Origin of the sequence: Nocardioides sp., assembly GCF_036493135.1 — a bacterium.
Taxonomy (GTDB): domain Bacteria; phylum Actinomycetota; class Actinomycetes; order Propionibacteriales; family Nocardioidaceae; genus Nocardioides.
In genome coordinates this window covers 65,636-78,332 of sequence record NZ_DASXQG010000046.1, presented here as the reverse complement: position 1 = coordinate 78,332, position 12,697 = coordinate 65,636, and the positions used below count along the sequence as shown (strand labels likewise).

14 protein-coding genes are annotated in these 12,697 nt (G+C 69.9%); 8 read left to right on the top strand and 6 right to left on the bottom strand.

Annotated elements, in window-relative coordinates:
* Window positions 1-8: 8 nt before the first annotated feature.
* The 3 genes from VGJ24_RS07820 (at window position 9) to VGJ24_RS07810 (ending at window position 3,078) form a co-directional block, all read left to right on the top strand.
* On the top strand, window positions 9-290 hold the full coding sequence (locus tag VGJ24_RS07820; protein ID WP_331499958.1) for a DUF3039 domain-containing protein: 282 nt from the start codon (window positions 9-11) through the stop codon (window positions 288-290).
* Window positions 287-2,077, top strand: a complete 1,791-nt coding sequence (locus VGJ24_RS07815) for a DEAD/DEAH box helicase (protein WP_414691050.1) — start codon at window positions 287-289, stop codon at window positions 2,075-2,077. Before VGJ24_RS07820 ends, VGJ24_RS07815 begins: the two co-directional genes overlap by 4 nt.
* A gap of 113 nt (window positions 2,078-2,190) precedes the next feature.
* On the top strand, window positions 2,191-3,078 hold the full coding sequence (locus tag VGJ24_RS07810; RefSeq protein ID WP_331499957.1) for a helix-turn-helix domain-containing GNAT family N-acetyltransferase: 888 nt from the start codon (window positions 2,191-2,193) through the stop codon (window positions 3,076-3,078).
* On the opposite strand, the gene VGJ24_RS07805 is transcribed toward VGJ24_RS07810, so the two are convergent.
* The gene (locus VGJ24_RS07805; protein ID WP_331499956.1) at window positions 3,062-3,556 is read right to left on the bottom strand and encodes a helix-turn-helix domain-containing protein; all 495 of its coding nucleotides are present in this window, start codon (window positions 3,554-3,556) and stop codon (window positions 3,062-3,064) included. The two genes, VGJ24_RS07810 and VGJ24_RS07805, sit on opposite strands and share 17 nt — an antisense overlap.
* 55 nt (window positions 3,557-3,611) lie before the next feature.
* On the opposite strand from VGJ24_RS07805, the gene VGJ24_RS07800 reads away from it, so the two are divergent.
* Window positions 3,612-4,070, top strand: a complete 459-nt coding sequence (locus tag VGJ24_RS07800; protein ID WP_331499955.1) for a PaaI family thioesterase — start codon at window positions 3,612-3,614, stop codon at window positions 4,068-4,070.
* A gap of 48 nt (window positions 4,071-4,118) precedes the next feature.
* Here VGJ24_RS07800 and VGJ24_RS07795 read toward each other — a convergent pair whose 3' ends face one another.
* Window positions 4,119-4,595 (bottom strand): Lrp/AsnC family transcriptional regulator, encoded by a 477-nt coding sequence (locus tag VGJ24_RS07795; RefSeq protein WP_331499954.1) that lies wholly within the window; start codon window positions 4,593-4,595, stop codon window positions 4,119-4,121.
* Between the two features lie 81 nt (window positions 4,596-4,676).
* On the opposite strand from VGJ24_RS07795, the gene hppD reads away from it, so the two are divergent.
* Entirely contained in the window at window positions 4,677-5,903 is a 1,227-nt protein-coding gene (gene hppD, locus VGJ24_RS07790) for a 4-hydroxyphenylpyruvate dioxygenase (RefSeq protein WP_331499953.1), read from the top strand.
* A gap of 70 nt (window positions 5,904-5,973) precedes the next feature.
* On the opposite strand, the gene VGJ24_RS07785 is transcribed toward hppD, so the two are convergent.
* The gene (locus tag VGJ24_RS07785; RefSeq protein WP_331499952.1) at window positions 5,974-7,221 is read right to left on the bottom strand and encodes an amidohydrolase family protein; all 1,248 of its coding nucleotides are present in this window, start codon (window positions 7,219-7,221) and stop codon (window positions 5,974-5,976) included.
* A 277-nt stretch (window positions 7,222-7,498) separates the two neighbouring features.
* Here VGJ24_RS07785 and VGJ24_RS07780 point away from each other — a divergent pair, with 277 nt between their 5' ends.
* On the top strand, window positions 7,499-7,798 hold the full coding sequence (locus tag VGJ24_RS07780; protein WP_331499951.1) for a DUF3303 domain-containing protein: 300 nt from the start codon (window positions 7,499-7,501) through the stop codon (window positions 7,796-7,798).
* A 4-nt stretch (window positions 7,799-7,802) separates the two neighbouring features.
* Here VGJ24_RS07780 and VGJ24_RS07775 read toward each other — a convergent pair whose 3' ends face one another.
* Window positions 7,803-9,071: an MFS transporter gene (locus tag VGJ24_RS07775; RefSeq protein ID WP_331499950.1), complete on the bottom strand. Its 1,269-nt coding sequence runs from the start codon at window positions 9,069-9,071 to the stop codon at window positions 7,803-7,805.
* A 138-nt stretch (window positions 9,072-9,209) separates the two neighbouring features.
* Here VGJ24_RS07775 and VGJ24_RS07770 point away from each other — a divergent pair, with 138 nt between their 5' ends.
* Window positions 9,210-11,036: a bifunctional metallophosphatase/5'-nucleotidase gene (locus VGJ24_RS07770; protein WP_331499949.1), complete on the top strand. Its 1,827-nt coding sequence runs from the start codon at window positions 9,210-9,212 to the stop codon at window positions 11,034-11,036.
* A 3-nt stretch (window positions 11,037-11,039) separates the two neighbouring features.
* Here the strand turns inward: VGJ24_RS07770 and VGJ24_RS07765 are convergent, their stop codons facing one another.
* A complete protein-coding gene (locus tag VGJ24_RS07765) occupies window positions 11,040-11,456 on the bottom strand; it encodes a MarR family winged helix-turn-helix transcriptional regulator (RefSeq protein WP_331499948.1) in 417 nt (138 codons plus the stop codon).
* 73 nt (window positions 11,457-11,529) lie between these two features.
* Here VGJ24_RS07765 and VGJ24_RS07760 point away from each other — a divergent pair, with 73 nt between their 5' ends.
* A complete protein-coding gene (locus tag VGJ24_RS07760) occupies window positions 11,530-12,063 on the top strand; it encodes a DUF1697 domain-containing protein (RefSeq protein ID WP_331499947.1) in 534 nt (177 codons plus the stop codon).
* 14 nt (window positions 12,064-12,077) lie between these two features.
* Here the strand turns inward: VGJ24_RS07760 and VGJ24_RS07755 are convergent, their stop codons facing one another.
* The gene (locus tag VGJ24_RS07755) at window positions 12,078-12,653 is read right to left on the bottom strand and encodes an isochorismatase family protein (protein ID WP_331499946.1); all 576 of its coding nucleotides are present in this window, start codon (window positions 12,651-12,653) and stop codon (window positions 12,078-12,080) included.
* Between the last annotated feature and the right edge of the window lie 44 nt (window positions 12,654-12,697).

Genomic DNA, 12,697 nt, shown 5'->3' with positions numbered 1-12,697 from the left:
CTGGTCCGGTGGTTCCCACCGGTTTCTCACCCCTGACCGACACCGCAGTCGACGAGCGGGTCGAGGAGCGCACGGTCCCCACCGACGAGGGTGACCACGAGCGCTTCAGCCACTACGTCGACAAGCACAAGCTCACCGAGGCGATGGTGATGGGGACGCCCGTCGTGGCGTTGTGCGGCAAGGTCTGGGTGCCGAGTCGCGCGCCGGAGAAGTTCCCCGTGTGTCCGGAGTGCAAGGAGCTCTGGGAGACGTTCAAGCCGGGCGGGGACGACGGAGACCCGGGGGAGTGACCTGGCGGCCCTCCACCGATAGCAAGGCCGTCCCACCCTCTTCCGCCCTCACCCCGGCCTGGCCGGAACGGGCGGCGTGGGGCACGGCCACGTCGCTGCGCGCATGGCAGACCGCCGCCCTCACCGACTACTTCTCGCGCTCCCCGCGCGACTATCTCGCGGTCGCGACGCCCGGCGCCGGCAAGACGACGTTCGCGCTCTCGGCCGCCGCGGAGCTGCTCGGTCGCCGGATCGTCGACCGGATCATCGTGGTCGCGCCGACCGAGCACCTGAAGCTGCAGTGGGCCGAGGCCGCCGCCCGGGCCGGCATCCCGATCGACCCGACGTACTCCGCGGGATCGGGGAAGACCTCGGCCGACTACGTCGGCGTGGCCGTGACCTACGCCGGCGTGGCGGTCAACCCGCTGGCGATGCGGATCCGCACCGAGCGCTTCAAGACGCTGGTGGTCCTCGACGAGATCCACCACGCCGGCGACGCGATGTCGTGGGGCGAGGGCGTGCGTGAGGCGTTCGAGCCGGCGACGCGGCGGTTGGCGCTGACCGGCACGCCGTTCCGCTCAGACGTGAACCCGATCCCGTTCGTGACGTACGCGCCGGGTGCCGACGGCGTCCCGCGCTCGGTCGCCGACTTCACCTACGGCTACGGCCACGCGCTTGCCGACCACGTCGTTCGCCCGGTGCTGTTCCTGGCATACTCCGGCGAGCTCGCCTGGCGGACCCGCGCCGGCGACGAGATCGCGGCCCGTCTCGGCGAGCCCCTGACCACGGATCTGGCCGCCCAGGCGCTGCGCACGGCGCTCGACCCCTCGGGGGAGTGGATCCCGTCGGTACTGGCCGCGGCGGATCGCCGGCTGACCGAGGTACGCCGCCACGTGCCCGACGCCGGCGGTCTCGTGATCGCGACCGACCGGGACGCCGCGCGTGCGTACGCCGCGTTGTTGAAGAAGATCGGTGGTGAGCCGCCCGTCGTGGTGCTGTCGGACGAGAAGGCGGCGTCGAGGCGCATCGCGGAGTTCGCCGAGTCCGAGAAGCGGTGGATGGTCGCGGTGCGCATGGTGTCGGAGGGCGTCGACATCCCCCGACTGGCGGTCGGCGTCTATGCCACCAGCACCTCGACACCGCTGTTCTTCGCCCAGGCCGTCGGCCGCTTCGTGCGCGCGCGGGCGCGGGGCGAGATGGCGTCGGTGTTCGTGCCGTCGGTGCCGACGCTGCTCGGGTACGCCGCGGAGATGGAGGTCGAGCGTGATCACGTCCTCGGCCGGACGATCACCGACGAGGACGACATCTCCGCCGCGGAGCAGGACCTGCTGGCGCGGGCGAATGCCGACGTCGGCGCCGCCGACGAGCCGCTCGGGTCCTATCAGGCGCTCGGCTCGCAGGCACGCTTCGACCAGGTCGTGTACGACGGAGACGCCTTCGGCCATGCGGGCGAGGTCCACGTCGGGTCGGAGGAGGAGATGGACTTCCTCGGCATCCCGGGCCTGCTCGAGCCCGATCAGGTGCGCGAGCTGCTCCACCACCGGCAGCGCTCGCGACGTACCGGTGCAGCCGCTGTCCACGGGGCGGCTCCCGAGCGCGAGGCCTCGACCCACGAGCGCCTTGCCCTGCTCCGACGCGAGCTGAACGGCCTCGTCGCCGCCTGGCACCGCCGCACCGGCCAGGCACACGGCGTCACGCATGCCACCTTGCGTAGGGAGCTCGGCGGCCCGGCTGCGGCGATCGCCAACGCCGAGCAGCTCCACGCGCGCATCACCCGCCTGCGCGAGTGGGCGGCAAAGCCGTCGTGAGTCTCGATAGTACGTATCAATCCGCCGGAAAATCTCACCGGAAATCTCGCGGTGTCACCGGCCGTTTGATACGTACTATCGACCGTGCGGGATTCTCTGACTAAAGTCAGGCAATGACCGAGACGGAGGTGCTGCGCCGGTTCAACCGGGCGTGGAGCCAGCGCGTGGGGCTGTTGGAGGAGTCGTACCTCGGACAGGGGCGCAGCCTCGGTGCCTCCCGCCTGCTGTTCGAGATGGGCCGCGAGGGCGCGAGCGTGCTCGACCTGCGCCGTCGGTTGGGGCTGGACTCGGGCTACGTGAGCCGGTTGCTGCGGGGGCTCGAGGAGGAGGGGCTGGTCACCGTCCGGTCCGATCCGGCCGACCAGCGACGGCGCGTCGCCGTACCGACCGCGAAGGGGCGACGGGCGATCGACCGGCTGGACGAGCGGTCGGAGGAGCGTGCGCTCGCGCTGGTCGAGCCGTTGGGTACGTCGCAGCGGCAGCGGTTGGAGGAGGCGCTGGCGACGGCCGACCGCCTGATCCGGTCCGCAACCTGCACCATCGAGGCCGTCGACGTCGCGTCGGACGAGGCGGTGGCCGCCGTCGCCCGGTACTTCGCCGAGCTGGACGTCAGGTTCCCCGGCGGTTTCGACCCCGGAGAGGCGACGAGCACCGACCTCGAGGGGATGAGGCAGCCCGGCGGCTCCTTCCTGGTCGCGCGGGTGGAGGGTGTGGTCATCGCGTGCGGTGGGTTGCAGGGCCACTCGCGCACCGTCGGCGAGGTGAAGCGGATGTGGGTCGACCCCTCGTGGCGCGGCTGCGGGCTCGGCGTACGACTGCTCGGGGCGCTGGAGGAGGAGGCCCACAGGCTCGGCTACCGCGAGGTCTGCCTCGACACCAACGGCTCGCTGACCGAGGCGATCGCGATGTACGGCGGCGCCGGGTACCGCCCGATCGAGCGCTACAACGACAACCCGTACGCCCAGGCCTGGTTCGCCAAGCGGCTCAGCCGGCGGCGCTGACCGCGAACGGGCGTGCGCCCGGACCGACCCGGGTCACGACGTCGCGCGGCCGATCGACTCGGTGACCCTTCGCGCACTCGAGGATGGAGTGGACGGGCGAGCCACAGTCGCGGTGCTCGAACTCGACGGGTGGCCCCCCGGGGTCGGCCAGATAGCGATCGCCCCAGTCGGCGATCGCGACCAGCACGGGGTAGAGGTCGAAGCCCTTCTCGGTCAGCCGGTACTCGTGCCGCGCCCGCTCGCCGGGATCCTGGTAGGGCTGCCTGCGGAGGATGTCCTGCTCGACCAGCAGTGCGAGCCGATTGCTGAGCACCTGGCGCGGGATGTTGCTGTGCCGGCGGATGTCGTCGAACCGGCGTACGCCGTTGAACACCTCGCGCAACACCACGAAGGTCCAACGCTCGCCGAGGATCGCCATCGTGCGGCCGACCGTGCAGTTCTCCGCGGACCAGGCCAGGGCCGGGGGACCGGTACTCATGTGACGAGCCTAAGTCTCGTTGACAGACTCAGCAAGGATCGGCGAGTCTGGGTCCGTGACCGAGACCCAGATCGACCTCTCGACGCTCGACGGGTTCGAGCAGCTCCAGGCGTTCTTCGACGGTCGGCTTCCCGGTGCCCCGATCGCGGACACGCTCGGGTTGGAGAACTTCGGCGGCGAGCCCGGTGCGATCCACGTCGAGCTGGTGCCCGAGCACCGCCACTACAACCCGATCGGCTCCGTCCACGGTGGGGTGATGGCCACACTGCTCGACACCGCGGCCGCCTGTTCGGTGCACTCGACGCTGGCGCCGGGAGAGCGGTACACCTCGCTCGATCTCACCGTGAAGTTCCTGCGGCCGGTCACGACCGACTCCGGCCGACTCCGCTGTGAGGGCTCGATCATCCAGCGGGGTCGTCGTACCGCGCTCGCCCAGGCCCAGCTGTACGACGTCCACGGCCGCCTGGTCGCCCACGCCACCTCCACCTGCATGATCTTCCCGGCGGAGCGATAGTCCCTGACGATTCCGTGCCTGCTCACGCGGGAGGTCTCGACGGAATCGTCAGGGAGTATCCATCGAGTGGGCCAGGGGGAGGACCCGGTAGGGGATCTGGGTGGCGAGGGCGATCACCGTGGAGGAGCGGACGATCGCGGGGTCCTTGAGCACCAGGTCGATGACCCGCTGGAGGTCGGAGTTGGAGCGGGCGACGACGCGGGCGAAGAGGTCGCCGGCGCCGGTGATCGTGTGCGCCTCGAGGACCTCGGGGATCGTCGCGAGGTGGCGCGCCACCCCGTCGTGGCCGCCGAGCTCGACGTTGTCCTGCCGGATCTCCAGGGTCAGGAACGCCGTCACCGGGAAGCCGAGCGCCTGCGGAGAGAGCTCGGGTCCCCATCCGGTGACCACGCCCGAGGAGGTCAGCTTGTCGAGCCGGGCCTGCACCGTGCCCCGGGCGACCCCGAGCTCGCGCGACGCCTGGAGCACGCCGATCCGCGGGTCATCTGCGAACAGGGCGAGCAATCTGCGGTCGAGATCGTCCATGACGGCTCCTGAGGTGAACAGTTTGCGCAGCGATTCGCCGTACTGTTGCGCAGGTTGTCGCCGCCCGGCAAGGTGAGCGCCATGACGACGACGCACGAGACCCCGTCCACCGGCGGTGCCCTCACCGCCGACGAGCTCAAGGCCGACCTCACTCTCGACCAGCTCAAGCAGCTCGTCGGCCTGGTCGAGTACGACCCGAGCAGTGACCCGTTCCCGGTCACGGCCCAGGACTACGTCGGCTTCGTGGTCGGCAACGCGACCCAGACCGCGCAGTTCTACCAGCTCGCCCTCGGCATGGACCTCGAGGCCTACTCCGGCCCCGAGACGGGCAACCGCGACGCCAAGTCCTATGTGCTGCGCTCCGGCAGCGCCCGCTTCGTCTTCACCGGTGGAGTCGCCCCTGACAGCCCGGTCCTCGACCACCACCGCAAGCACGGCGACGGCGTCGTCGACCTGGCCATGGAGGTGCCCGACGTCGACAAGTGCATCGCGCACGCGCGCTCGCAGGGGGCGACGATCCTGGACGAGCCGCACGACGTCTCCGACGAGCACGGCACCGTCCGGGTGGCTGCGATCGCGACGTACGGCGAGACCCGCCACACGCTGATCGACCGCTCGCGCTACGACGGCCCGTTCCTGCCCGGGTACGTCGCAGCCACGACCAGGGTGACCCGCCGCGAGGGTCATCCGAAGCGGCTGTTCCAGGCCATCGACCACTGCGTCGGCAACGTCGAGCTCGGCCGGATGGACGAGTGGGTCGAGTTCTACAACCGGGTGCTCGGCTTCACGAACATGGCCGAGTTCATCGGCGACGACATCGCCACGGACTACTCCGCGCTGATGTCCAAGGTCGTCGCGAGCGGCAACCACCGGGTCAAGTTCCCGCTCAACGAGCCCGCGATCGCCAAGAAGAAGTCGCAGATCGACGAGTACCTCGAGTTCTACGACGGCGCCGGCTGCCAGCACATCGCGCTCGCCACCGGCGACATCCTGCGCACCGTCGACCTGCTCCGCGACAACGGCGTGGAGTTCCTCGAGACCCCCGACGCCTACTACGACGACCCGGAGCTCCGCGCCCGGATCGGTGAGGTCCGGGTGCCGATCGAGGAGCTGAAGAGGCGCAAGATCCTGGTCGACCGCGACGAGGACGGCTACCTGCTCCAGATCTTCACCAAGCCGGTCGGCGACCGCCCGACCGTGTTCTTCGAGTTCATCGAGCGCCACGGCTCCCTGGGCTTCGGCAAGGGCAACTTCAAGGCCCTCTTCGAGTCCATCGAGCGCGAGCAGGAGCTCCGAGGGAATCTGTAGGACGAGCAGGTTCACAGCCAGGAGTTTCGAGAACGAGGACCGATCCGCTGTCGCCGAGCATCGGCCGTCGTCAGCTACTCGGGACGTCGTCGCGGACGACCTCGCCGCTCTTCATCACGAAGCGCACGTCCTCCAGCAGCCGGACGTCGTCCAGGGGATTGCCCGCGACCGCGACCAGGTCGGCGTACAGACCCGGCTCGAGGCGGCCGATCCGGCCCTCCCAGCCCATCAATGTGGCCGCGTGGAGAGTCGCGGACCGGATCGCCTCGAGCGGCGTCTGCCCGTGCCGCACGTGGTAGGCGAGCTGGCGGGCGTTGAGGCCGTGCGGGTAGATCCCGCTGTCGGTGCCATAGGCGATGCGGACGCCGGCGGCGACGCACTTCTCGAACGCCGCGCGCTGGGTCAGGGTGGTCTCGTCGTTCTTGCGCAGGACGGCGGCCTTCCAGCCGTCACGTCGCCCGATCTCGGCGATGTAGTCGCCTCCGTAGATGTCGGCGACCAGCCAGGTCCCGTGCTCGGCCATCAACGCGACACCCTCGTCGTCCATCAGGGAGCCGTGCTCGATGGACCGGACACCGCCGCGGACGGCACGCTTGATGCCCTCGGCGCCGTGTGCGTGGGCGGCGACGTGGGCGCCGTGCAAGGTCGCCTCCTCGACGGCGGCGCGGATCTGGTCCTCGGTCAGCTCGGGTACGCCGGGGTTGCCGTTGTCGGACATCACCGCGCCGGTGCCGATCAGCTTGATCAGGTCCGCACCGCCGTACAGGATCCGCCGGACCGCACGCCGTACGTCGTCGACGGTGTCCACGATGCCGACGCGGAACTCGGCGGGCACGTGCTCCTCGGCGTCGGGGGCGAGTCCGCTGATGTCACCGCCGCCGCCCCGGCACGAGACGTACGCGCCGGCGACCATCATCCGGGGGCCGGGCGTCCAGCCGGCGTCGATCGCATCGCGGAGGGCGACGTCGACGAAGGCGCGGTACGTCCCGACGTCGCGCACCGACGTGAAGCCGGCACGCAGGGTGGCGCGGGCGTTGCGGACGCCGGTCATCGCCTCCTGCGCACCGGTGCGGGTCAGCAGCTCGGTGTAGCCGTGCCCGTTGTCCTCCTCGCCGACCAGATGGGCGTGGCAGTCCACGAGCCCCGGGAGCACGGTGAGGCCGGGCAGATCGCGGACCGCGACGTCGCTGGGCACCTCGTGTGCGGCGACGAGTCCTGCGATGCGGTCGTCCTCGACGACCACTGCACGGTCCGTGAGCAGTGCACCGGTGGCGACGTCGAGCACCCGCCCCGGGCGAATCGCATGGCCACGCGTCACGGCGGGAGGTTACCCGTCTCCGGGACGCGGGTGGTCCCGCAGACGGCGAGTGGCGCGCCGTCGCAGCAGTTGGCCTTCATGTGGCAGTGGGGGCACAGCCACCGCGTCGCGATGGGGTCGAACTCGACACCGCAGTAGTCGCAGGGCACCAGCGCACGGTACGGCGCGCCCGCGACGCGAGCGCCGCCACACGCCGACGTGGCCCAGACACGTCATGCGCTCGCGGGTCCAGAGGTCTAGCGTCGATTGCTTCCACACGCACCGGAAGGAGCGCGGCATGAAGTACGTCATCACCTGGGAGAACCTCCCCAACCTCACCGAAGAGTCGGCCAAACGGTCGCTCCAGGTGTTCGGCAAGTGGTCCCCGTCGCACCCCGAGCACTTCCAGGCCTTCCTCGGCAGGATCGACGGCCACGGCGGCTTCGCCGTCGTCGAGACCGACGACGCCACCGAGATCGCCCGAGACACCGCGCCGTTCACGCCGTGGTTCGAGTTCCACGTCTACCCGTGCCTGGAGATCGCCGACTCGGCCGCGATCAACGGCGAGGCGCTGGCGTTCGCGGAGTCCGTGAGCTGATCGATCAGTCGAAGTCGCCGACCAGCACGGCCTCGGCCTCTTCGGCGCGCGACGCGTGGGTGCCCTCCAGCGCCCGGGTCAGTACCCCCGAGCCGGCGGCCATGATCACGACGCCGACCGCCACCATCACCGCGCCGAAGACGAACGGCGCGTGCACGTGCACGTCCGGCGGCAGACCGAACAGCTTGAGCGCGACGTAGGGGCCGATCGCGCCGCCGCAGAAGCGGACGAAGGAGTATGCCGCGGAGGCCACCGGGCGCTCGACCGGCGCCACACCCATCACCGCCTCGGTGATCAGGGTGTTGTTGGTGCCGATGAAGGCGCCTGACAGCACGATCCCCACGATCACGACCGCCTGGTGGTCGGCGAAGACCGCCATCATCAGCAGGTCGAGCATGAACAGGACCAGGGTGCCGATCACGGCCGGGATGGTGCCCACCCAGCGCTGGATGCGGGGCGCCACGAACACCGACGTGAGGGCGACGAGCACGCCCCAGCCGAAGTAGATCCAGCCGATCTGGATGATCCCCGAGTCCGGGAGTGCGAACGGCCCGGCGGCGAGGATCGTGAAGAAGCCGATGTTGTAGAAGACCGCCGTGAGGGCGGTCAGCAGCAGAGGCTTGTGGCTCAGGGCACGGAACGGGTCGGCGAGCGACGTACGCCGTCCGGTCGGGGGAGTGCTGGGCAGGAAGAACGCGGTGGCCACCAGTGCGATCACCATCAGCGTGGAGACGCCGTAGAACGGCGCGCGCCACGAGTGCTCGCCGAGCAGGCCGCCGACCAGCGGCCCCGATGCGATCCCGATCCCGAGCGCGGCCTCGAACAGGATGATCGCCTGGGCGGTGCCACCCGTCGCCGACATCACGATGGTGGCGAGCGCCGTGGCCACGAAGAGCGCGTTGCCGAGCCCCCAGCCCGCACGGAAGCCGACCACGGCGCCGACGCTGTTCGACGAGCCGGCCAGGGCGGCGAAGAGAATGATCAGGACCAGGCCCGACAGCAGCGTGCGCTTCGGCCCGATCCGGCTCGACACGACGCCGGTCACCAGCATCGCGACGCCCATGATCGCCATGTAGCTGGTGAACATCAGCGAGACCTGGCTCGGTGTCGCGTTCAGCTTGACCGCGATGTCCTTCAGGATCGGGTCGACCAGGCCGATGCCCATGAATGCGATGACGCAGGCGAAGGCGACCGCCCAGACCGCGCGTGGCTGGGAGAAGAACGAGCCGGACTCGACCGGCGCTTCATGGGACTCGTGGACGTGGCTGGACACGGACTTCCTCTCGGACGGCGGCACGATTCTACATAGGCAACCTATGGATTACCGGATTGATTCCGGTGACCCGTGTCACTCCGGGCGGCGGCCATCGGGTAGAACTGGCGTTCCCACGTCTCGGAAGGGTTCTCGGTCATGTCAACAGCCACCCCCTCGCGTCGCGGTGTCCTCACCGGCGCCGCCGCCCTCACCGCCGCCGGTTACGTCGCCGACCCCGCCGCCGCGGAGGGCGGTCATCACGATCGCCACCGGTCCGGTCACCTGCGGCTCACCGTGCTCGGCACCACCGACCTGCACGGCAATGTCTTCAACTGGGACTACTACAAGAACGCCGAGTACGACGACGCCGCACACAACGACATCGGGATCGCCAAGGTGCAGACCCTGATCAAGGCGATGCGGGCCGAGCGCAAGGGCGAACCGCTGCTGATGCTCGACGCCGGCGACATCATCCAGGGCACACCGCTGGCGTACTACTTCGCCAAGGTCAAGCCGATCACCGACGGCGGCAAGCATCCGATGGCCAACGCCATGAACCTGATCGGGTACGACGCGGCCACCCTGGGCAACCACGAGTTCAACTACGGCATCCCGCTGCTGCGGACGTTCGAGTCCCAGCTGGACTTCCCGCTGCTCGGCGCCAACGCCGTCGACCCGGCGACCGGGATGCCGGTGTTCCCGCCGTACATCATCAAGAAGTTCCGGGTGCCGCACGGCCCCCACCTCAAGGTCGGTGTCCTCGGGCTCACCAACCCCGGCATCGCGATCTGGGACAAGGCCAACGTGTCCGGGAGGATGGAGTTCCCCGGCCTCGTCGAGCAGGCCGAGAAGTGGGTGCCCCGGCTGAAGAAGAAGGGCTGCGACCTCGTGATCGTGTCGGCCCACTCCGGGGCCGACACCTCCTCGTCGTACGGCGACGCGCTGCCGTACCCGGAGAACGCCTCGTCGCTCGTCGCCGAGCGGGTCCCCCACATCGACGCGATCCTGGTCGGGCACGCGCACGTCGACATCCCGGAGAGGTTCGTGGCGAACCAGAAGACCGGGCAGGGTGTGCTGCTGTGCGAGCCCGACTACTGGGGCATGCGCCTGGCGGTGATGGATCTCCACCTCGAACGTCACCGCGGTGGCTGGCGGGTGCTGCGTGCACACTCGCAGACGCTGAACTCCAACACGGTCGACATGGATCACCAGGTCGAGAGGGCGGTGCGCAAGCAGCACCACGAGGTGATCGGCTACGTCAACTCGGTGATCGGGTCCTCGACCCAGGAGATGTTGGCCGCGCGGGCGCCGGTCGAGGACGTCCCGATCATCGACTTCATCAACTACGTGCAGGCCGACGCCGTCAAGCAGGGGCTCACCGGCCCCGACGCGTCGCTGCCCGTGCTGTCGATCGCGGCGCCGTTCAACCGGCAGGCGTCCTTCCCCTCGGGGCAGGTGACCGTGCGCGACGTGGCGGGTCTGTACATCTACGACAACACACTGCTCGGGGTGAAGGTCACCGGCCAGCAGGTCCAGGACTACCTGGAGTACTCCATGCAGTACTTCCAGCAGGTCAGCGGGACCGGGCCGTTCACCATGGACCAGGTCACCAACGCGGTGACCCCGAACGCCCCGAACGGCACCCCGGACTACAACTTCGACAGCATCGCCGGCCTCGACGCGCGGCTGACCTACGACGTCGACATCGCGCAGGCGGTGGGCTCACGGGTCAAGAACCTCGCGTACGACGGAGCGCCGGTCGCTCCGGACGCCCAGTTCGCCCTGGCGGTCAACAACTACCGCCAGTCGGGAGGTGGCGGGTTCCCCGCGGTGAGCACCGCGCCGGTCGTCTACAACCGGCAGATCGACATCCGGCAGCTGCTCATCGACTGGGTGACCGCCCACCAGACGATCGACCCGTCGCAGTTCGCCTCGGTCGACTGGAGGTTGGTGTCGAACGGGATGCCGATCACCGTCACCTAGCAGTCAGAGCTGTTCGTCCATCACGTCGCGGAGGACCGCCACGGCGTGCGCCACGTCGTCGACGGAGTGCCCGGTCCGGGCCAGCCGCTCGGCGACGGCGGCGCCGTTCTCGCGGCGCGCGTCGGCCAGCCGCTGGCTTCCCCGCGGGGTGAGCCGGACGACGGATCGCCGGGCGTCGCTGGAGTCCGAGTCCTTGGCCACCCACCCCTCGTCGACCAGCTGGCTCACGGCACCGGACACGGTCGGCTGTGACGAGCGGTCGGCCTCGGCCAGCGCGGTCACCCCGAGCGGTCCGAGCTCCTCGAGCAGGGCCAGGATCCGGATGCCCGCGGGGTGGCCGACCCGACGGCGTACGGCGCGCACGAGGCGGGCGGCCTGCACGACGAGCTCACTGCTCTGCACCTCGAGGTCGGTCGGCATTGGCGCAGGATACCCAGAGGCCGCGTTGCTCGGGCGCGTTCCTCGTGCGGCGCGGCTCGGGCAGGATGACGGGATGCCGACGTACATCGCGTTCCTGAGGGCGATCAACCTGGGCGCGACGCGCAAGTTCTCCAGGGCGGCCATCGTCCGGGCGTGCGAGTCGGCCGGTTTCACCGACGTCGAGACCTACATCAACAGCGGCAACGTCCGCGTGACCACGTCGATGCGGAGCCCCACGAAGGTGGAGGCGGCTCTCGAGAAGGCGTTCGTCGAGGAGGCCGGCTTCGAGGTGCCGACGATCGCCCTGACCCAGAAGGAGCTTCGCGACATCGCCGCCGACGCCGTCGAGCTGGGAGAGGGGCACGACGGGCGGTACTACGTCTCGCTGCTGAAGAAGGCGCCGAGCGCAGCGGCGGCGACGAGGCTCGACGAGGCCGGGAAGGCCGGGGAGCGGGCGGTCATCCGTGGTCGCGGTGCCCACCTGTTGCTCGGGCAGGAGTACCACACGGCCACGCTCGGCAACGCCGTCGTCGAGAAGCACCTGGGGGTCGCGACCAACCGCAACCTCAACGTGATCCGGACGCTGGCCGAGAAGTGGGGTGGCTGAGCGCTCGCCGGGGCTCAGGCGAGGGTGACGCCGGCCCGCTCCATCTCCACCAGCGCCTTCTCCGTCGACTCGGGAGCCACGCCCGCGCAGAGGAAGCCGAGGACGCGGGTCGCGAAGCCCTCGTGGCGCGCATCCAGCGCGGTGGAGCGCACGCAGTAGTCGGTGGCGATGCCGCAGACGTCGAGCTCGTCGACGTGCTTGGCCCGTAGCCAGTCCGCCAGCACGGCGCCGTCCACGGTCCTGCCCTCGAACGCGGAGTACGCCGCCTCGTGGGTGCCCTTGAGGAAGATCGCGTCGAACGGCTGCGGGTCGAGGTTGGGATGGAACGCCTCGCCGTCGGTACCGACCCTGCAGTGGACCGGCCAGGAGTCGACGAAGTCGGGGTCGGCGGACCAGTGGTGACCGGGGTCGATGTGGTGGTCCTTGCTCGCCACCACGACGTCGTACGCCGGAGCCTGGTCGTCGCCGCGGGCCCAGTGGTGCAGCAGCTCACCGATGTCGCTGGCAACCCGGGCCCCACCCTCGACCGCCAGCGAACCGCCCTCACAGAAGTCGTTCTGGACGTCCACCACGATCAGCGCCCGGGTCATGTGCTCAGGCTATCGAGGCACGTCAGTCACGCGGCAGCGGGAGC

Bases quoted from the DNA above. Each gene is read 5' to 3' on its own strand.
- VGJ24_RS07755 (WP_331499946.1), bottom strand. From the start codon at position 12,653: ATGACCCGGGCGCTGATCGTGGTGGACGTCCAGAACGACTTCTGTGAG.
- VGJ24_RS07770 (WP_331499949.1), top strand. From the start codon at position 9,210: ATGTCAACAGCCACCCCCTCGCGTCGCGGTGTCCTCACCGGCGCCGCC.
- hppD (WP_331499953.1), top strand. From the start codon at position 4,677: ATGACGACGACGCACGAGACCCCGTCCACCGGCGGTGCCCTCACCGCC.
- VGJ24_RS07795 (WP_331499954.1), bottom strand. From the start codon at position 4,595: ATGGACGATCTCGACCGCAGATTGCTCGCCCTGTTCGCAGATGACCCG.
- VGJ24_RS07805 (WP_331499956.1), bottom strand. From the start codon at position 3,556: ATGAGTACCGGTCCCCCGGCCCTGGCCTGGTCCGCGGAGAACTGCACG.
- VGJ24_RS07780 (WP_331499951.1), top strand. From the start codon at position 7,499: ATGAAGTACGTCATCACCTGGGAGAACCTCCCCAACCTCACCGAAGAG.
- VGJ24_RS07765 (WP_331499948.1), bottom strand. From the start codon at position 11,456: ATGCCGACCGACCTCGAGGTGCAGAGCAGTGAGCTCGTCGTGCAGGCC.
- VGJ24_RS07760 (WP_331499947.1), top strand. From the start codon at position 11,530: ATGCCGACGTACATCGCGTTCCTGAGGGCGATCAACCTGGGCGCGACG.
- VGJ24_RS07810 (WP_331499957.1), top strand. From the start codon at position 2,191: ATGACCGAGACGGAGGTGCTGCGCCGGTTCAACCGGGCGTGGAGCCAG.